This window comes from Rhodococcus sp. 077-4 (assembly GCF_047782425.1).
In the GTDB taxonomy this organism is placed as follows: Bacteria; Actinomycetota; Actinomycetes; order Mycobacteriales; family Mycobacteriaceae; genus Rhodococcoides.
In genome coordinates, this window is the sequence record NZ_JAJPWC010000001.1 from 1,181,152 (window position 1) to 1,200,096 (window position 18,945).

Sequence of the window (18,945 nt, forward strand, 5' to 3'; positions counted from 1 at the left end):
GGGCGATTGCCCGCGGGCCAAAACTACGGCAACGACGGCATCTTCTTGTCCACGAGCCATGCGTCCCAAAGGCTTCGGGGGCAACCGAAGCGGGAGGCGAGGTCGGTGAAGTCCGCTGTTGCCACCGTCGAGTAGCGGTACTTGGAGGTCCATTCCTGGATCAGGCCGAAGAAGCGCTCGTCACCGATGGTGCGTCGTAGTGCGTGCAGTGCCAGTGCGCCGCGCTTGTAGACGCGGTCGTCGAAGATGCGAGCAGGCCCCGGATCGGTGAGCTGCAGGTCCATCGCCAGCCCACGCTGAATGGTGTGTGCGCGTTTGGCCTTGTCGTGAGCCGTTGCGCCGCCGGAGTTCTCGGCCCAGATCCACTCGGAGTAGCAGGCGAATCCCTCGTGCAGCCAGATGTCGGCCCAATTACCGAGGGTCAGCGAGTTGCCGAACCACTGATGCGCCAACTCGTGCGCCACCAGACGCTCGTAGTACCGCGAACCGGAACAGTGATTGGCACCGAAGATCGACAGCCCCTGCGCCTCGATCGGGATCTCGAGATCGTCGTCGGTCACCACCACGGTGTACGACGCGAAAGGATAAGGGCCGTAGAGCCGTACGAACGTGTCCATCATCTGCGGTTGACGACCGAAGTCGTGATCGAACTGCGCTCGCAGGCGCGGCGGGGTGATGGCCTTCATCGGCACCGGCCCCGGGCTGACGATGCGATGCTCGTACGGACCGATCTGGATGGTCGCGAGGTAGCTGGCCATCGGCTCCGGCTGCTCGTACACCCACGTGGTGCGGCTGGCGCGAGTCTGCTTGCGCACCAACGTTCCGTTCGCCACCGCGTAGTACGGCGAATCGGTAGTGATGGTGATGCCGTAGCTGGCCTTGGACACAGGATGGTCGTCGCACGGGAACCAGGACGCGGCACCGTTGGGCTGGCTCGCGACGATCGATCCCTCGGTGAGCTCGTCCCAGCCGACCTCACCCCAGAAGCCGTGGATGGGCTTGGGGGTTCCGCCGTACGCCACCGTGACCACCAGGGCCGCGCCCGAGGCGATCGGTTTGGCCGGGGTGATCTTCAGTTTGCCGCGCTGGTGGCTGAACTTCACCGAACGTGAACCGTTGACCGACACCTTCGACACATTCATCGCCGGGCCGAGATCGAACGCGAACTTCGACACCGTCGCCGTGGTGACAGCGGTGATCTTCGCCTTGCCCGTCAACCGGTTGCTCTCGACCTTGTACTCGAGGTCGAGTTCGTAGCGCGAGACGCGGTAACCGCGATTGCCGTTCTGCGGGAGATACGTGTCGATCGGATTGTCACTGGAGTCGACGTCGAACACGGGGGCCACGAGCCTGTCTGCCACGACGCTCACCCCTCGTTTCGGTCGTCGCGAATCCGCGGAAAGGGATCACCCTTGGCCCACGGCGCGATCGGATTGCCCTGCCAACGAGTATGCGCGGGAACCGTATCGCCGCGCATCACCAGAGATGCAGGCCCCACCGTTGCGCCGTCACCGATCCCCGACGCCGGTAGCGCGACACAGTGTGGTCCCAATGTTGCGCCTGCACCGAGATCGACCGTGTCCATGGACATGATCCGATCATGGAACAGGTGCGTCTGCACAACGCACCCTCGGTTCACGGTCGCGCCGTCGGCCAATGTCACCAGATCGGCCTCGGGAAGCCAGTACGTCTCGCACCAGACCCCGCGGCCGATATCCGCTCCCAGCCACCGCAACCACATGTTCAGCACCGCAGTGCCCTCGGCGGCGCGCGCGAACCAGGGCGCGGCGACGGTTTCGACGAACGTGTCGGCCACCTCGTTGCGCCACACGAACGAACTCCACAGCGGATGATCGGTCTTGCCGATCCGGCCCACCCACAACCACTTCGCTGCCGCTGAGACCGCAGCCGCCACGAAACCGGCGACCAGCAACACGAGACCACTGAGCAACGCGGCCAGCCAATATCCGACGGCGTCGGCGATGGCGGTGAGCCCGAACAACACGGCCAGACCGATACCGAACGTGACGACGACGGGAATCAACCGGCACGTCTCGACGAGCGAGCGGGCGATCTTCAGCTTGCGTGACGGGTTGAACGTGCGCGAGGAGTCCGCACTACCGGCGGCCCGACGCAGTCGCACCGGCGGGCTGCCGAGCCACGACGAGCCGGACTTCGCCTTGTCCGGAGTGGCCGACAACACGGCGACCAGACCGTTCTTCGGGACGGTCCGCCCTGGTCCGGTCATGCCGGAGTTGCCGAGGAACGCCCGCTTGCCCACCTTGGCGTCGCCCAGATGCATCCAGCCGCCGCCGAGTTCGTAACTGGCGACCATGGTGTCGTCGGCGAGGAACGCGCCGTCGGCGACGGTGGTGAACTTGGGAATCATCAGAACCGTCGACGCCTCGACGTCCTTGCCGATCTTCGCACCGAGGAGTCGAAGCCAATGCGGGGTCAGCAGAGACGCGTAGAGCGGGAACAGGAATGTTCGCGCGGAGTCCATCAGCCTCTCGGTGGCCCACACCTGCCAGCCGATGCGGCTGCGGACCGGGTGGTACCCGCCGACGAGTCCGATGCTGAGCAACCGCACCGCGACGACGGTGATCAACGCGAACACCGCCAACGACACCAACGTTGCGACGGGCAACATCACCAGGCCGCGCTCGAAGGCGTCGAGCACGGAGTCCGCGGTGTGAATCCACCACCCCATCAGCACCAGGCTGACACCGATCGAGAACAGGGCCATTCCGGACAGGAACAGCGACGCGACGCCGTACGCGAACACCCACTTGGTGGCACGCGGCGGCGTCTCTGCCGGCCACGGATGATCGGCCTTGCCGACCTTCTGGGCCGGCGAGCCGGACCACATCTGACCGGCCTTCACCCGTCCGACGACGGCAGAGCCTGCGGTGACGACGGCGTTCTTGCCGACCTTGGTGCCGGGCAACAACGTCGAGCGTGCGCCGACGGTGGCACCGGCACCGATCTCGACGCCGCCGATGTAGACGAGGTCGCCGTCGATCCAATGCCCGGACAGGTCGACCTCGGGTTCGATGGAACAGCCGTCACCCATCTCGAGCATGCCGGTGACCGGCGGCAGGGTGTGCAGGTCGACGCCTTTGCCGATCTTGGCACCCAGTGCGCGCGCGTAGTAGACCATCCACGGTGCGCCCGAGAGGTTCGAGGCGCCACTGGCATCGGTCAATCTCGTTGCTGCCCACAGTCTTATGTGCATGCTGCCGCCGCGTTTGTACGCCCCGGGCTTCAGACCTGCCAACAGGATGCGTGAGCCGACCACCGAGATCGCCATGCGGCCGACCGGAGTGATGAAGAGAAGGAAGGCGACGAGAATCCACCACCACGACAGCGTCGGAGCCCACGACACGTCGCCGAACCACGACATGACGTTGAACAGCAGCCCGAGCCAGGTGACCCACTGCAATCCGGTGAGGGTGGTCAACGGAATCGTCGCCAGGATCTGCGCCCACTGCGCGGAGCGTGACGTCGGGGCGACCTCACGCGGAACGGCCTCGACGACGGGCTTCAGATCGTCGAGATACTGCGCCAGTGACCCCAGCCGCGGGTGGTCGTAGAGCTGCGCGACGGTGATCTCGGGGAACCGCTCGCGCAACGCCGTCACCAATTGCGCGGCCGACAGTGAACCGCCGCCGTTGGCGAAGAAATCGGCGTTCTCGTCCGAGACCTGCGCGCCGAGGATGTTGGTCCACAGTTCGGCCACCCACCCCGCCGTGCCACCGAGCGAGGACGCTCCCGACATGCCGGGCAGGGGCCACGGCAATGCATTGCGATCGACCTTGCCCGAGGTGCGCGTCGGCATCTCGTCCACGAGAGCGAGCCTCGGCACCAGTGCCGCGGGCAACTGCTCGGCCAGCAACTCGCGCGCCGCCTCGAGATCGAAATTCGGGTTGGTGCTGGCGAGATACCCGACGAGCACCGAGTTTCCGGCCGCTGTCTTGCGGATGGCTGCCGCCGCACCACCGACACCCGGAAGTGCTTGCAGCGCATTGTCTATCTCGCCGAGCTCGATGCGGCGACCGCCGAGTTTTACCTGATCGTCGGCACGGCCCTGAAACAGCAGGCCTTCGAGCTCGAGTTTGACCAGATCGCCACTGCGATACGCCCGCTCCCAGCCGAGAGAGGCCATGGGCGCGTACTTTTCGGCGTCCTTGGCCGGATCGAGATACCGCGCGAGTCCGACGCCGCCGATGACCAATTCACCGACCTCGCCGATCTGAACCGGAGTGCCGGAGCCGTCGACCACGGCAAGGTCCCACCCGTCGAGGGGGAGACCGATGCGGACCGGTCCCTTGCCGTCCATGATCGCCGCGCACGCGACGACCGTCGCCTCGGTGGGGCCGTACGTGTTCCAGACCTCACGGCCCTCGACGGCCAATCGCTCGGCCAGTTCCGGCGGGCAGGCTTCGCCGCCGAAAATTAACAGCCGCACCGCTTCCAGAGCGACCGCGGGCCACAGCGACGCCAGCGTCGGCACCGTCGAGACCACACTGATGTCCCGCGAGACGAGCCATGGACCCAGGTCGAAACCGGACCGCACCAACGACCGCGGAGCGGGTACGAGACACGCACCGTGGCGCCACGCCAGCCACATCTCCTCGCACGACGCGTCGAACGCCACCGATAGGCCGGCGAGCACACGGTCACCCGGTCCGAGGGGATCCTTCTGCAGGAACATGCGCGCCTCGGCGTCGACGAACGCCGCCGCGTTGCGATGACTCACGGCGACGCCCTTGGGGGTGCCGGTGGAGCCCGAGGTGAAGATGACCCACGCGTCGTCCTCGGGGGTTGGCGGTTCGGCGTCGTACCGAGGAACTTCCTGTTTGGGAGCTGTACCGGCCGCGATTCCGCCCGCAGTGACGATGGCCGTCACCTTGGCCTCGCCGAAGACCAACTCGGCCCGCTCTTCCGGATCGTCGGCGTCCACCGGTACGTACGCAGCTCCGACGTTCAGGATGGACAGGATGGCGACGTAGAGCGAGAAGGAACCCGACGGCATGCGGATGCCGACGCGATCGCCGCGCCGGACACCGGCATTGGCGAGCCACTGAGCACCCTCGGCGATGTCGTCCAACAATTCCGAGTAACTGACCGAGACGGTGCCGTCATCGATCGCGGGAGCGTCGGGAAAGCTGTGGGCAGTCGCGCGCAGAACGTCGATCAGCGTCCGCGGGGGTGGGGCGAGAGACGAGCGAAGGTACGGTGCGGGCGCTGCCGTGACCTCGGGATCTCGGGTTGCGGAATGGCTATCGGATTCGTGCACAGACAACCGGGTGTCCTTCGTGTTCGTGGGGCGGTGGAGCGCATCTGGAACCGTGGCAGGGGAGCCGCAGCGTCGTTGGTTATCTCATGTTCGGTTGGCCGGAAGGTGAACGGACGCGCCTTCCCATCGCGGGAATCTTACTGGTGTCGAGGAGCAAGTCTCGGCTTGACAAACCCACAGAGAGTTTGCGAGTGTCTTCTCCACGGTCACGAGTACCAGCATCAAGCCCCGGCTAGCTGGTCGGCAACCCTCCTCCGCGGTGGGGTGCTCCGGGTGACGACCAGGCTGTTGCCGGAGAACCGGTGCGGCAAGCGCGGACTCGTTCACGAATTCCTTCGGTTGCGGGTCCCTCGAACGTGAGGGCTTGATCTGTCATGACATCTGTACTTTCCCGCCCCTGTGCTCCTTTTGCCCCTGTTTCGGGCACGGATCTCCAGGTACCGCTGGTGCAGGGCGGCACGTGCACCTACGCCAACTTCGACTACGCCGCGAGCGCGCCGGCTCTGGTTGCGGTGACCGACCGGATCGCGGAGCTGCTGCCGTTCTACTCGAGCGTGCATCGCGGTGCCGGCTACGCCTCGCGGGTCTCGACGGCGGCGTACGAGAAGGCTCGCGTGACCGTGGCCGATTTCGTTGGTGCACAAGTAGATTCGGTGGTGGTGTTCACTCGCAACACCACCGACTCGCTCAACCTGCTCGCCGCCTGCGTGCCGGGCGAGACCGTCGTGCTCGATATCGAACATCACGCGAATCTGCTCCCGTGGCGTGATCGACGAGTGGTGGTGGCTGCGTCGACCCTGGCCGAAACCATCACTCGGCTCGACGCGGAGCTTGCCGCGAAACCCGCTGCGCTACTGGCGATCACGGGTGCATCGAACGTCACCGGCGAGGTCCTGCCCATCGCCGAACTCGCAGCGCTTGCGCATCGACACGGCGCGCGCATCGCGGTGGACGGTGCGCAACTGGTGCCGCACCGCCGGGTCGACATCGACGCACTCGGTGTGGACTACCTCGCGTTCTCCGGCCACAAGCTGTACGCCCCGTTCGGCGCGGGAGTGCTTGTGGGAAAGCGTGATTGGCTCGACCTCGGTGAGCCGCACCTGGCCGGCGGCGGCGCGGTGCGCAGCGTGAGCATCGACCACACCGACTGGGCTCCGGCACCGCAGCGGCACGAGGCGGGTACACCCAACGTGCTCGGGGTCGCCGCACTCGCCGCAGCCTGCGAGGCCATCGCGGGCTTCGACGACGACGAACTACAAGCCCACGAGCGCGAACTGTCTGCTCGATTGCGCGACGGACTGGCGGCCCTGGACGGCGTCGAGCAGTTGCAGGTGTGGGCCGACGCCCCCGACAGTGTCGGCATCGTCACCTTCACCGTCGCCGGACGCGACCCCGGTGAGGTCGCCGCGTACCTCTCGGCCGAACACGGAATCGGTGTGCGTGACGGAAAGTTCTGCGCACATCCGCTGCTGGGCAGGCTGGGGCATACGGCCGGCGCGGTTCGCGCCAGCATCGGACTCGGCAGCTCCTCGGCCGATGTGGACCGGCTCGTCGATGCCCTCGCCGGCCTGGTCGAAGCGGGGCCGAACTGGCACTACGCAGAGGATGCGGGCTGGTGGAATCCGGTGCCCGACCCGCGACCGTTCCCCGAGCTGGTGGATGGGGCCGCCGGGGTTGGATCCCCGTGCACCTCCGCAGACAGTTAGCATGGCGACATGACCGTGAGTGTCGTGTGGACGGGTAACCGCCACTGGTGCAACAGATACGTGGATCTGTGCCGCACTGCGTCCGGGTCGTGTTCGAGTTCGGCTCCACTCCGACCGAATGCGTTCACCGACTTCTAGAACCAGGACCACTCATGTCGCACAACTTCACCCGCGTTGCCGTCGAATTCGACAGCGTCTGGACCGAACTGACCGTCGCAGCGGATGTGAACATCATCCGAATCCAGGCCTCCGACCTGCGAGAAGCTCAGCAGCAACGGGCTCGTCTGCGGGCCGAAGCGGTCGAGCGCGGTGAGTCGGCCGAGAGCGTTGCGGTGTTTCTCGATCTGGAAATCCACATCGCTGCCGACGCGCGCACGGCACGCCGAGAGTTCGCGGGGCTGAATGCGCCCGCCAACCCGTCGTCCATCCGCTACATCGGTACGCCGTCGGGATTGGCCAGTCTGATCTCCGACGTCACCGCCGCCGACGTGGCGGACGGTGTGACGTTGCAGGTCCACGACGATGCCGATCGACAGGCGATCTTCATCGGCTCCGGAGTGCTGCCGCTCTTGGGATCGCGCGGCACGCGGTTCGACGTCGACACCGTCGACGCGATACTCGGCGCACCGCAGATCGCCCCGACACTCGCGTCCTGAGCACTCGGTCAGGTGACGTCGATCGCCAGACCTGCAGTGATGCGGACCAACTCGGTGAACGTCGAACGGAAGATCGTGTTGACGTGACCCGCCGCCGCCCACACCTCGGCGTGGGCAGCCAGATCCTGGTCGACGAACGTGTCCAGGTTGGTGGGATGGCCGACCGGGGCTATGCCACCGATCGGCTGGCCGGTGGCATGCTTCGCCGTGTCGAGATCGGCGCGTGTCAACGTGCCACCGAGGCGCTCACCCGTGTGCGCGAGATGGACGTTGTGAGCTCCCGACACCAGTAGCAGCACCGGCTCGTCGTCGAGCAGAAACACCATCGACTTGACGATCGCGCCCACACCCACGCCGAGAGCAGCGGCGGCATCGGCGGCGGTGTGCGTGCCCTCCGGGCTGCTGACCACGACACCGTGATGGCCGCGAGAAATCAAAGTGTCGGCAACATGGGCTGCATTCGGATGAAGTAGCCGGGTCATGCACCAACCCTATTGCCACGCGACCGTTTACGCAGATGCGTCGAGATCACCGAACAGTCTCAATCGCGCCATGCCACCGTCGGGGAAGATGTCCATCCGAACCTCCGACACCGGGGTGTCGTGGGTGAGCACGAAGCGATGACGGGTGTCGGGCTGCAGCGTCGTACGCGGTAGCAGTTCGATCCATTCGCCGTCGCCCAGCCGTCCGCGCAGCGATGCAGCACCGGGCGCGTTTCCGAGGAAGCAGGTGGTGTCGAGTTCGGCGAGAGAGATGTGCCCGGTGCCGGCGAGCTGCACCTGAACCCAGTCGTTCGCGTCGTTGCGGCGACGCGAGGTCTCCCAGCCCTCGCCCATCGACCGCGGGGGTCCGGGGAAGAGCAGGTTGTTGGGGGAGCTGTAGAACATGTTGGAGCACGCCGAGACGTACGCGCCGTTCTCGAGCGCAGCCAGGTCGACCGGGCCGGCAGCGAGGAACTTGGGGTCCGGCTTTCCGCGGCCGAGTACTCGCAACCGCGCCACGCCGCCGTCGGGATAGATCGAGAGCTTCACGTGCGTCCACCGCGCATCGGAGGCAACAGTGAACCTGTTCTCACTGTCACCGTTGACCGGGCTGCGCGGAACGATGGTGGTCCACTCGGTCTGGGCGTGCAGTTCCTCCGGGGACGGAAATCCGTCCACCTCGGCGGCCTCGATCGAGATCTCCGGCGGATAGTTTCCGGTGAACCACGCGGTGTCGACGACGACAGCCGACACGACCCCTGGTGCTCCGAGACGCACGATCGCCTCGTCGTAGCCGGCCTCGCGTCGGCGCCGGGTCTCCCAGCCGTCGTAGATCTGGCCCTTGTGCCCGAACGTTGCCGTCGAATAGTCGGCTTTGCCCGGCCTGACGAGGTTTTCCTTCTCCGCGAACGTCTCGTCGTTCGCCCACACGACTGCGCCTCCGAGAGTGCGGACGGCGAGATCGGGTAGTGGCAGAGGGAAAGTGGCGGTCATGAAATCACACTTTACTGGTTTCGCGTGGGCTCAGCCGGTTGTGCGCGGACCGACGACGCACAGCCGCCGCACCCATCAGCAGTGCGCCGATCAGGATGTAGAACGCCAGTCCGAGTGCCGGCTGACCCAACCCGGTGCCGGAGAAGTACACGATGCTGCGCACACCCTCGGTGCCGATGCCGGGGGTGATCCACCGACCGATCGAGGCGTAGAGCGACGGCAGGACGTCTGCGCCGAAAGCGCCTCCTGCGCTCGGGTTTCCGAGGATGACGAACAGGACGATCGCGGCGGGAACCGCGGCGACGCCGATCAGTGCGCGCAGTCCCATGGTGAACAGTCCCGTGGCGAACACCACCCCGGTACCCAGCAGGGTGAGCGGAAACCAGTGCCCGGCAAAGGTTCCCAGTACATGGGTGGTGAGAAACGCTCCCAGTGCGCCGGACAGGGCTGCGTACACCGCGAGAATGCCGACGTGGACGCAGGTTTCGCGGCGGGAGGTCGGTGCGCCGATGAGCAGTCCGAATGCGGCAGCCAGCAGGTACCCGCCGACGACCCAGCCGACCGAGAGGTAGAAGCCGGACAGCCCTCGGTTGTCGTGCACGCCGACGGGGATCTCGTCGCGGACCACGAACTGGCGGCCCTGCGCGCCATCGACCTCGGTGAAGATCGAGTCCAGCGCAGTGGCCACGGAGCTTCCGGCCGCGCTCGCGGTGATGAGGGTGTCCGTTCCGCTCGCACCGACGACGTAGGCCCCGAGAATGTCCCGATCGCGGAGCAGCGCACGAACCTCCGCGGTATCGGCCGCGGTTCGTGCGTCGAGCGGGGTGCCGTCTATGGCGTCGAGGCGGTCGGCGGTCTGTCGGTCCAGCCCCTCGGGGAGACCGGCTTCGCTCACCACCGCGATGGGGATCGCGTGCGGCGTCGGCTGATGGAACGCCGAGACGTAGCTGAGGATGAAGCCGAGTTGCAGTACCAGTACTGCCGCGGCGAGCAGTGACATCTTGCGCATGGGTGACTCCTGAGCCGTGTCGATTTCCGTAGATATTGTCGATACCCGAGGTATTCAATACTCTAGGTATCGTGAATGCCGAGGAGCAAGAAAAGTGGGAGTCGACACAGCCGCAGCGGCGACCCCAGCGCACCGACGTGCGGGAACGACTGCTCGCTGCAGCCGCGGACGAATTCACCGAACGTGGTTACGCCGCAGCAAAACTCATCGACATCGCACATCGGGCCGGCTTCACCAAGGGCGCCGTCTACTCCAATTTCGAGTCCAAGCAAGCGCTGTTCGCCGAACTGCTCGCGCGACGCTCCCTCGATCTCGCAGCCCGCGTGCTGGCGCACGTATCCGACCTGGACTCACGCGCGGCAGCCGGAGCGGGCGGCGGCGAGATCGCATCCTGGGTGGTGGCCGAACCTCGATGGCCGCTTCTGACGGTCGAATTCGGCATCCTGGCCGGACGCGACCCGGCCATCGCCGAGCGCTACCGCACCGACCGTCGAGCGCTGCGCGGCGAACTCGAACGACTCATCGCCGAGCGTGCGGAGCGGTGGGGTGTGGGCGAGAACTTCGATGCCCGACGCCTCGCGACATCACTGGCGGCATTGATCTCCGGATTGGCCGTCGAACACTCGGTGGATCCGGAGGAAATCGACGAGAGAGTCATCGCCGACGCGGTGTCCGAACTGTTCGCGGGAGCGATAGCCAGGACACATCTCGATTGAGGGAGTCCGCACCGGGTAACCGAGAAAGATGAACGCTCAGAATCCCGATCCCGACGTCACCGCAGGACTCGAAGCGGGAGGCGGCGTCACACCAGGAGACACCCCGCCCGCCGAAACAGGAATCGGCGGCCCGAACCACGAACCGCCGCAGCGAAGCCGAGTGATGCCGATTCTCGTCATCTGCGTGGTGGCACTGCTGGCCATCCTGATCGCCGGTGGCTTGATCGGTCGCGTCGTCGGGCTGTTCGGCTGACCCACGCTTTTCGCGCTGGACGGTCGGTACTGCGGTAGTCAGTACTGCGGTAGTCAGTACTGGGGCCACCCGCCCTCGGGCCCCAGCAGGCGATCGAGTCGAATGTGGTTGATCTTCGCCAGCTCGTCGCGCATGACCTTGCGCTCGGTCCGGTCGTCGTTGTCGAGTCGATGGCCCAGATCCACCAGGATGTCGCGCGGCTCGAAGCCCTCGGGCTCGAACAACTGGCTGCAGACATACGAGAATCCGAAGCGCTCCTCGTACGCACGAGCAGCGGTACCCAACGCCCCGCGAGTGTCGGTCTCCATGGCCGCGCACACCTTGCTCGGCTCCGGCAGCGTCGCGGCCAGCGAATTCACGTAGTCGTCCGAGAGTTCGGCCAGCTCGGCGTCGGCCGCGGCGAACAGATCTGCGCGCGATCCGTACCGTCGGCCGTCGGCAACCCGTGACGCCCACGCCACCGAACAACAGCACTCGTACAGCGCGTGCACCGCCTTGCGACGCGGCAGTTCGTTGAACGTCTCCAGGCCGAGTCCCTGATGCATCAGCATCCCTCGATAGTGGGCCCATTTTCCCGGCAGCACCAGAGCTGAGCAGGGACTTAGCGCAGACGTTACTCGCCGTAACACGCGGTGCAGGATTCTGCCGAGCTCCCGCTAGGCTCGCAGGCATGACCGAACGAACCTGGAAAGCCTTCTCCGTGGAGATCGCGGACCACATCGCGCACGTGACACTTCTCGGACCCAACAAGGGCAACGCCATGGGCCCGGACTTCTGGAGCGAAAGCCCCGAGCTGTTCGCGCAGCTCGACGCCGATCCCGAGGTTCGTGCAGTCGTGCTCGCGGGCTCCGGTAAGAACTTCACCTACGGACTCGACCTCGCCGCCATGGCAGGCACGTTCGGTCCGCTCATGGCCGACAAGGCGCTGGCCGGTCCCCGAACGTCGTTCCACGACACCATCAAGACGATGCAGAAGGCGATCAATGCGGTCGCGGACTGCCGCAAGCCCGTCGTCGCGGCCGTTCAGGGCTGGTGTATCGGCGGTGGCGTCGACCTCATCACCGCCGCCGACGTGCGATACGCGAGCGCCGACGCCAAGTTCAGCGTTCGCGAGGTACGGGTGGCAATCGTTGCGGACATGGGATCTCTGGCCCGCCTCCCCGCGATCATCGGCGACGGCCACATGCGTGAGCTCGCGCTGACCGGAAAGGACATCGACGCAGCGCGCGCCGAGAAGATCGGTCTGGTCAACGACGTGTTCGAGGACCACGACGCCGCCCTCGCCGCTGCCAGAGAATGCGCCGCCGCCATCGCCGCGAATCCGCCTCTCGTGGTCCAAGGCATCAAGACCGTGCTCGACCATTCCCGCTCCGCCAGCGTCGACGATTCGCTGCGCTACGTCGCGGCCTGGAACGCCGCGTTCCTCGCCTCGCACGACCTCACGGAGGCAATCACCTCGGTGTTCGAGAAGCGACCGGCGCAGTTCACCGGTAACTGACGTGGTCGAGTTCGCCGAGGAGTTGGGCACGCAGCTGGTCCGACTGCAGCGCCTGCGCGAGCGCAACATCGCCGCGATTTCGTCTTCGGGCGGTGTCGACGGCGCTGCGTACGTATGCTTGTTCAGGCTCCTGCGTGACGGACCGATGCGGTCCAGTGAACTTGCCGCCATGGTGAATTCGGATCCGTCGACGGTGAGCAGGCAGGTGGCTCAGCTGGTGGAACGGGGCCACGTCGAGCGCCTTCCCGACACCCGCGACGGACGTGCCTTCGTACTCGCCGTCACCGCGTCGGGCCGGGAAGCTGCAGCGGCGATCCAGCAACGCCGAACCGACAATCTCGGACGGGTGATCGAGGGGTGGGCGCGGGAGGACAGAGCAGCGTTGGTCGCGTTGCTGGATCGATTCTTGACCGATTACGAAACGACGAGGCCGGACCTACCCGACCGGCGCGCCGGTAACGTCTGATTCGCGAGTGAGCGATCGGACCGAATGACAAGCTGATCAGCAGGCCGCTTCGCAGGGCCCCGAGCTCGCCCGAACAGCCAGGATGGACGGAGGGAACGCGGGTGCTATTCGATCGCGATCGAACCCCTCGCGCTCGGGCGACCGCACCGCGTCCAGGAGCGGTCCGGCTGGAACGTCGCGTGGCGCTGGGTATCGCCGCGCTGGTTCCCTCGTTCGGTCTCATCGGAGTCGTCGCGATGCTCTCGGTCGACGGACCCGCCGGTACGGCAGCCGAAGTTGCCTGCGTACTGGTGTTGCTCTCGACCGTCCCCGTAGGAGCATGGTGGTTGCGGCGCGCGGCGGACGCGTCGCACATGCCGGGATGGTTCGTGGTGTACGCCGACGTGGGAGTCGCGTTGATGCTGTTCTCCTTCGCGGGCCGTGACCTGGCCCTGAACGCCGCGGTGCTGTTCGCGGTGATCGGCATCTACATCGTCTACTTCTCCCGGCGTCGAGTGCTCGAGTTCCACATGCTGTTCATCAACGTGGTGGTCGTGGTTCTGGCAGCGCTGACAGCTGTCGAGGACACGCACGATCTGGCATCGACCCTCGCCCGGACCCTGGTCACTCTGCTGGTGGTCAACTCGGTGCTCGCGTTCCGTGCGGTGATCCAGCGCCAGCTCGACCTCGCCAACACCGACTCTCTGACGGGCCTGCTGAACAGGCGCGGCCTGGAACTGCGACTGCAACGCATGATGACCTTGCTCGATGCGGAGCGCTCGGTCGCGCTGATGGTGGTCGATCTCGATCAATTCAAACGAGTCAACGACACGTACGGCCATGCCGTGGGAGACCGGGTGTTGCGCCGCACGGCCCGCAGGCTGTCGGCGGTCGTGGGCTCGCGGCCGTGTGTGGCGCGTACCGGCGGTGAGGAGTTCACGATCGCACTACCGGTGGACGATGCAGGTGTGCACCGGATTGCCGTCGAGATCCTGGAATCCATCCACGATCCGGCCGACGACGTGCCGGTGACGGTCAGTGTAGGAGTGGCCTTGTTGGACAGCAGCCGTTGGTTCGCCGCCGTCGAGTCCGGAGACGGTGCCGACCTGGTGCACAACGTGCTGCTCGACGCAGACACGGCGATGTACGAGTCGAAGCACGCGGGCGGAAACAGAGCAACGGTGTACGCAGGCGAGTGATTCGCCTGCGTACACCGTCGGTCGTTCGGGGAGACGTGCTCGAAGGTCAGCGCAACGCGCTCTTGGGGTCGTTCCACAGCTGGTCGGTGAAATCCTCCAGCGCGACGAGGACGATCGTGTCCTCGGTGCGACGCAGGATCGACTTGCTGGCGCGCACCTGAACGATGTCGCCGGTCTTGTCGGTCATCCGCCACAGGGAATCCGCGCGCGTCGCCACCGTCGTGAGGAACATGTCCGCCACGTTGACGCCCTCCGGTGCCCGGTCGGGGAAGATGTCGTGCAGGTGGAAGTCCACGCGCTCCGTGCGGTCGAGACCGAACAGGTCGTCGAACGCCTCGTTCGCGAACACGATGGCACCGCTCGGATCGACAGCGAGGATCGGCACCGGGATACGGTCGAGGACGACCGTCACCGGCAGATCGGGAAACTGCGTCGGATCCGAGATCGGTCGCGAATCGAGATTTCGCCGATCACCGGCGGTGCCGTTGGAAGTGCTGTCGGTCATACGTCTCCCCAAACTATGATTTATCGGCGCACGGCCGAAACGAGCGGTGTGATACCGAAACGATCAGTGACCCGGATTGTCCGCCAAACGCTTGAATGATGCAGCGATTTCGGCCTCGGCTTCGGCGCGCCCCACCCAGTCTGCCCCGGTGACGTGCTTGTTGGGTTCGAGATCCTTGTAATGGACGAAGAAATGCTTGATCGCGTCGAGCTCGAACGTCGAGACGTCGGAAAGATCCTGGATGTGATCCCAGCGGGTGTCGCCTGCCGGAACGCACAGCACCTTGTCGTCGCCGCCGGCCTCGTCGACCATCTTGAACATCGCGACGGGGCGGGCCTCCACGATGACGCCGGGGAAAACCGACTCCGGCAGCAGAACCAGCGCGTCGAGTGGATCGCCGTCCTCGCCGAGCGTGTTCTCGATGAAGCCGTAATCGGCTGGATACGCCATCGCGGTGTAGAGGTAGCGGTCGAGGCGAACACGTCCGGTGACGTGGTCTACCTCGTACTTGTTTCGCTGCCCCTTGGGGATCTCGATGGTGACGTCGAACGGCACGTGCAGTCCTCACTGTCGTCGTCGAGCCGGAAGGGCTCGAGTCGTTGCGAATGTGTCGATGGTGGCGGCCCAAGGCTACCGAACCCGAGGATACTGTTGACTGAACCATCATGGGTACGACCACGGCAGTTACGGAGGAACGGTGGCGGGGCTGACACGGCGGTTCCTCGGCCCCACAGCGGGTCGACGGCGCAGGAAGAAGCGGTTGATCCTGACGCTGTGCGCTCTGTTCGTGGTGATTGCCGCCGTGACGACCGCCGCGCTGGTGTTGCCGTCGGTGTCCGACGGGGCCGAGACCGCGATCGAACCCCCACCGGACACGGTGCTGCCGAACCCACTCATCACACCGTTCCCCGAGTCGGCACCGCTGCCGAGTCCGGCAGGTCTCGCAGCCGCACTGGCCCCGGTGGTCGACGATCCGGCCCTCGGCACGTTCACCGGGACGGTCGCCGACGCGCAGACCGGTCAGGTGCTCTGGTCCCAGAACCCGGACGCACCGATGACGCCCGCATCGACCACCAAGGTGCTCACCGCTGCGGCGGCCATGCTCGCTCTGCCCGCCGATCACCGCGTCACCACCCGCGTGGTCCAGGGCGGCGGCGAGGGGAACATCGTGCTGATCGCGGGCGGCGACCCCACGCTCACCGCTCGACCGGTCGGAACCGACGGGTTCTATCCAGGGGCCGCCCGTATCGACGACCTGGTGGAGCAGATTCGTCGAAGCGGAACGACGGTGCGCAGCATCGGCGTCGACACCTCGATCTACTCCGGTGACACGATGGCGCAGGGCTGGTTCCCCGCGGACATCGCCGCCGGTTCGATCACCCCGATCGAACCGATCATGCTCGACGGCGGAAGGTCGGATCCACTCGTCGACGAATCGCCGCGCAGCACCACCCCGGCACTGGACGCCGGCCGCGCACTGGCGGCCGGACTCGGCGTCGACCCGGCAGCGGTGACGACGGGTAAGGCCGCCGACGGAGCCGATCAGATCGCATCCGTGGAGTCCGCTCCACTGCGAAACCGTCTGCAGCAGATGGTCAGTCGCTCCGACAACGTTCTCGCCGAGGCGGTCGGACGTGAAATTTCGCTGGAAATGAACACCGCTGCAAGCTTTTCCGGTGCGGTGGCGTCCATCGGGCAGACTCTGTTCGCCGCCGGCTTCGACATGGCAGGCCTGGCGCTGCAGGATGCGAGCGGGCTCTCGGTGGACGGCAGGATTCCGGCCAGGTTGCTCGATCACGTGCTCACTGCGGCCGCGGGAACCGAACAGCCGACGCTGCGTCCGATGCTCGATTATCTGCCCGTCGCCGGTGCCACCGGAACCCTGACGGATCGGTACGCCTCGGGGAATCGCACCGGGGCGGGCTGGGTACGGGCGAAGACCGGAACCCTCTCTGCTGCAAGTGCACTCGCAGGATATGTCGTCGATGTCGACGGCCGAATCCTGACTTTCGCGTTGATGTCCAACGACCGGCCACCCGATGTCAGTCGCCCCGCCCTCGATGCCGTCGCATCGACCCTGAGATTGTGTGGTTGCCAGTGAATGCGGACGCAGTGACGAGTGCCGACGAGAAGGAAGCGAAATCCGGATTCGCCGGTGCGGTCGACTGGTCCGTGGCCGCGAAGACCGGAGCGAAGCTGGCCCGTAAGGGCCCGGCCACGTCCCGCTACACCGCCGACGCTGCCGTGGAAGAGCTTGCTGCCGCATCGATTCGAGCCGAGCGGCCGGTTCGGGATACCACCGGTCTGGCCGACGGTCTCCCCGTGCCCGACGCCCAGGTGGTCGACCGGGCCGGCTGGATCGCCGCGGCCGCGGCGTCGATGAAGCACCTCACCGGAGACGACGACGGGACGCCGCCGTCCGGTGTGCTCGGCGGCAAGCCGGCCGGACTGCAGGCCGGTGCGATGCTGGCGTTTCTGTCGAGCGCCATTCTCGGACAGTACGACCCGTTCACCGGTGAGAACGGAACGCTGCTTCTGGTCGCGCCCAACGTGATTGCCGTCGAGCGGGCACTTCGAGTCTCGCCGAGTGACTTTCGGCTGTGGGTGTGCCTGCACGAAGTGACGCACCGAGTGCAGTTCTCCTCCGCTCCGTGGCTCGGGGGCTACATGCGCGAGAACGTGGGGGTGCTCTCCGACGGCACCGACGAGCCACTCTCCGACGTCGCCAACCGGCTGACGCGCGCGCTGAAGGCCCGGAAGAATCCGACCGGGTCCGCCAAGGCCGAGGACGCGGGCATCGTCGGCCTGCTGCGCGCCACTCAGCCGCAGCCTCAGCGCGACGCGATCGACCGGCTGCTGGTGCTCGGCACTCTGCTCGAGGGCCACGCCGACCACGTGATGGACGCCGTCGGGCCTGCCATCGTGCCCTCGGTGACGCAGATCCGCCGGGCGTTCGATCAGCGCCGTCAGCGCAAGGTCAGCCCGCTCCAACGCGTCATCCGGGCATTGCTCGGCATGGACGCGAAGATGGCGCAGTACGTGCGCGGCAAGGCATTCGTCGACCACGTCGTCGCCACGGTGGGGATGGAACGCTTCAACACCGTGTGGACCGGGCCCGACACCCTTCCGTTGCTGTCGGAAATCGAGGACCCGGACGCGTGGATCGCGCGAGTTCTGGGCTAGTGCTTTTTCCGAAGAGAGTGGAGCCTGCGGAACGACCCGGATTCCCTGAGGGGCCCGCACTGCTGGAGGTAAGGCATGCGGTGCGCGGGTGGCTGAGGGTCCATCCCGGTCCGGTTGCCGTCGCGTTGTCCGGTGGCGCGGATTCGTTGGCCTTGACCGCAGCAACTGTCGCCGAGGCTTCGAACGTGCGCGTGCTGATCGTCGACCACGGGCTGCAAGCCGGTTCGGCCGAGGTCGCGGCGACCGCGGCGGCGCACGCTCGGGAGTTCGGTGTCGTGGACGCGCGTGTTCTGACGGTGGACGTCTCCGGTTCGGGTGGGATGGAAGCCGCTGCCCGCCGCGCCAGATACGACGCTCTGAACCGTGCGCGCGGCGAGGCATCGGTGCTGGTGGCGCACACCCTCGACGACCAGGCCGAAACGGTGCTGCTCGGGTTGGGGCGCGGATCGGGTCCGCGGTCGATCGCTGGCATGGCAGCGTTCGACGCGCCGTGGGGTCGGCCACTGCTCGGAGTTCGACGCAGCGTCACCAGGGCCGCGTGTGTGGAGCTGGGGCTCACGCCGTTCGAGGACCCGCACAACACGGACACCGATTTCACTCGCGTGCGGTTGCGTCACGAGGTGCTGCCTCTGCTCGAGGACGTGCTCGGCGGTGGCGTGGCCGCTGCGCTCGCGCGGACGGCCGAGCAGTTGCGCGAGGACGGCCGGGTGCTCGACGCGATGGCCGAATCCGTCGTCGACGCCCATGCTCCCGACCTGGAGGTCTCGGCGATCGATACTCTCGACCCCGCCGTTCGCCGGCGAGTGCTGCGGCGATGGTTGCTCGGCCGGGGTGTGACATCGCTGACCGACCGGCAGCTCCGGGCCGTCGACGCCCTCGTCGGACGATGGACGGGACAGGGCGGAGTTGCGCTGCCAGGAGGAACGCCCGACGCCAGGTTGGTGTGCTCGCGTCGGCATGGCAGGCTGAGCGTCGGCCTGGAGAACGAATGAAGGGAAACC

The 18,945-nt window shown here is 66.4% G+C and carries 18 protein-coding genes and 1 riboswitch; of the genes, 10 read left to right on the forward strand and 8 right to left on the reverse strand.

The features are described from left to right. Positions 1 to 23 precede the first annotated feature (23 nt). Positions 24 to 1,361 carry a M1 family metallopeptidase gene (locus tag ACNEOT_RS05740; protein ID WP_415972856.1) on the reverse strand — a complete coding sequence of 446 codons (1,338 nt, stop codon included), beginning with the start codon at positions 1,359 to 1,361 and terminating at the stop codon, positions 24 to 26. 5 nt (positions 1,362 to 1,366) lie between these two features. After that, positions 1,367 to 5,299 (reverse strand): Pls/PosA family non-ribosomal peptide synthetase, encoded by a 3,933-nt coding sequence (locus ACNEOT_RS05745; protein WP_415972858.1) that lies wholly within the window; start codon positions 5,297 to 5,299, stop codon positions 1,367 to 1,369. Positions 5,300 to 5,503: 204 nt separating this feature from the next. Next, a riboswitch (SAM riboswitch) is annotated at positions 5,504 to 5,619 on the forward strand. A 54-nt stretch (positions 5,620 to 5,673) separates the two neighbouring features. Here ACNEOT_RS05745 and ACNEOT_RS05750 point away from each other — a divergent pair. Together ACNEOT_RS05750 and ACNEOT_RS05755 are read left to right on the forward strand one after the other, a co-directional pair. Next, on the forward strand, positions 5,674 to 7,005 hold the full coding sequence (locus tag ACNEOT_RS05750) for an aminotransferase class V-fold PLP-dependent enzyme (protein ID WP_415972860.1): 1,332 nt from the start codon (positions 5,674 to 5,676) through the stop codon (positions 7,003 to 7,005). 152 nt (positions 7,006 to 7,157) lie between these two features. Further along, positions 7,158 to 7,661 (forward strand): hypothetical protein, encoded by a 504-nt coding sequence (locus ACNEOT_RS05755; protein WP_415972862.1) that lies wholly within the window; start codon positions 7,158 to 7,160, stop codon positions 7,659 to 7,661. Positions 7,662 to 7,669: 8 nt separating this feature from the next. On the opposite strand, the gene ACNEOT_RS05760 is transcribed toward ACNEOT_RS05755, so the two are convergent. Genes ACNEOT_RS05760 through ACNEOT_RS05770 form a run of 3 tightly spaced genes read right to left on the reverse strand, consistent with a single transcriptional unit; the run spans position 7,670 to position 10,145 of the window. After that, positions 7,670 to 8,143, reverse strand: a complete 474-nt coding sequence (locus ACNEOT_RS05760; RefSeq protein ID WP_415972863.1) for a YbaK/EbsC family protein — start codon at positions 8,141 to 8,143, stop codon at positions 7,670 to 7,672. A 27-nt stretch (positions 8,144 to 8,170) separates the two neighbouring features. Then, a complete protein-coding gene (gene alc, locus ACNEOT_RS05765) occupies positions 8,171 to 9,136 on the reverse strand; it encodes an allantoicase (protein ID WP_415972864.1) in 966 nt (321 codons plus the stop codon). 4 nt (positions 9,137 to 9,140) lie between these two features. Further along, positions 9,141 to 10,145, reverse strand: a complete 1,005-nt coding sequence (locus ACNEOT_RS05770; RefSeq protein ID WP_415972866.1) for a hypothetical protein — start codon at positions 10,143 to 10,145, stop codon at positions 9,141 to 9,143. Positions 10,146 to 10,282: 137 nt separating this feature from the next. Between ACNEOT_RS05770 and ACNEOT_RS05775 the strand changes: the two genes are divergently transcribed. Beyond that, positions 10,283 to 10,861: a TetR/AcrR family transcriptional regulator gene (locus tag ACNEOT_RS05775; RefSeq protein ID WP_415973665.1), complete on the forward strand. Its 579-nt coding sequence runs from the start codon at positions 10,283 to 10,285 to the stop codon at positions 10,859 to 10,861. A 28-nt stretch (positions 10,862 to 10,889) separates the two neighbouring features. Continuing rightward, complete coding sequence (locus ACNEOT_RS05780) at positions 10,890 to 11,114, forward strand: DUF6480 family protein (protein ID WP_415972868.1); 225 nt, start codon at positions 10,890 to 10,892, stop codon at positions 11,112 to 11,114. A gap of 53 nt (positions 11,115 to 11,167) precedes the next feature. Here ACNEOT_RS05780 and ACNEOT_RS05785 read toward each other — a convergent pair whose 3' ends face one another. After that, positions 11,168 to 11,665 (reverse strand): 2-oxo-4-hydroxy-4-carboxy-5-ureidoimidazoline decarboxylase, encoded by a 498-nt coding sequence (locus ACNEOT_RS05785; RefSeq protein WP_415972870.1) that lies wholly within the window; start codon positions 11,663 to 11,665, stop codon positions 11,168 to 11,170. A 119-nt stretch (positions 11,666 to 11,784) separates the two neighbouring features. Between ACNEOT_RS05785 and ACNEOT_RS05790 the strand changes: the two genes are divergently transcribed. The 3 genes from ACNEOT_RS05790 (at position 11,785) to ACNEOT_RS05800 (ending at position 14,256) form a co-directional block, all read left to right on the forward strand. Continuing rightward, on the forward strand, positions 11,785 to 12,612 hold the full coding sequence (locus ACNEOT_RS05790) for a crotonase/enoyl-CoA hydratase family protein (RefSeq protein ID WP_415972872.1): 828 nt from the start codon (positions 11,785 to 11,787) through the stop codon (positions 12,610 to 12,612). A gap of 1 nt (position 12,613) precedes the next feature. Next, positions 12,614 to 13,078: a MarR family winged helix-turn-helix transcriptional regulator gene (locus ACNEOT_RS05795; protein WP_415972874.1), complete on the forward strand. Its 465-nt coding sequence runs from the start codon at positions 12,614 to 12,616 to the stop codon at positions 13,076 to 13,078. Between the two features lie 179 nt (positions 13,079 to 13,257). After that, the gene (locus ACNEOT_RS05800) at positions 13,258 to 14,256 is read left to right on the forward strand and encodes a GGDEF domain-containing protein (protein ID WP_415972875.1); all 999 of its coding nucleotides are present in this window, start codon (positions 13,258 to 13,260) and stop codon (positions 14,254 to 14,256) included. Positions 14,257 to 14,302: 46 nt separating this feature from the next. Here ACNEOT_RS05800 and ACNEOT_RS05805 read toward each other — a convergent pair whose 3' ends face one another. Both ACNEOT_RS05805 and ACNEOT_RS05810 read right to left on the reverse strand, forming a co-directional pair. Further along, positions 14,303 to 14,761: a PAS domain-containing protein gene (locus ACNEOT_RS05805; protein WP_415972877.1), complete on the reverse strand. Its 459-nt coding sequence runs from the start codon at positions 14,759 to 14,761 to the stop codon at positions 14,303 to 14,305. Positions 14,762 to 14,824: 63 nt separating this feature from the next. Beyond that, positions 14,825 to 15,316, reverse strand: coding sequence for an inorganic diphosphatase (locus tag ACNEOT_RS05810; protein ID WP_068053642.1), 492 nt, complete (start codon positions 15,314 to 15,316; stop codon positions 14,825 to 14,827). A 142-nt stretch (positions 15,317 to 15,458) separates the two neighbouring features. On the opposite strand from ACNEOT_RS05810, the gene dacB reads away from it, so the two are divergent. From dacB to tilS, 3 genes are read left to right on the forward strand one after another with little or no spacing between them, the layout of a single operon-like run. Further along, the gene (gene dacB / locus ACNEOT_RS05815; RefSeq protein WP_415972878.1) at positions 15,459 to 16,862 is read left to right on the forward strand and encodes a D-alanyl-D-alanine carboxypeptidase/D-alanyl-D-alanine-endopeptidase; all 1,404 of its coding nucleotides are present in this window, start codon (positions 15,459 to 15,461) and stop codon (positions 16,860 to 16,862) included. Further along, positions 16,847 to 17,944, forward strand: coding sequence for a zinc-dependent metalloprotease (locus ACNEOT_RS05820; protein WP_415972879.1), 1,098 nt, complete (start codon positions 16,847 to 16,849; stop codon positions 17,942 to 17,944). The genes dacB and ACNEOT_RS05820 overlap by 16 nt, the downstream gene beginning before the upstream one ends. Positions 17,945 to 17,961: 17 nt before the next feature. Further along, on the forward strand, positions 17,962 to 18,936 hold the full coding sequence (tilS, locus tag ACNEOT_RS05825) for a tRNA lysidine(34) synthetase TilS (RefSeq protein ID WP_415972881.1): 975 nt from the start codon (positions 17,962 to 17,964) through the stop codon (positions 18,934 to 18,936). Positions 18,937 to 18,945 lie beyond the last annotated feature (9 nt).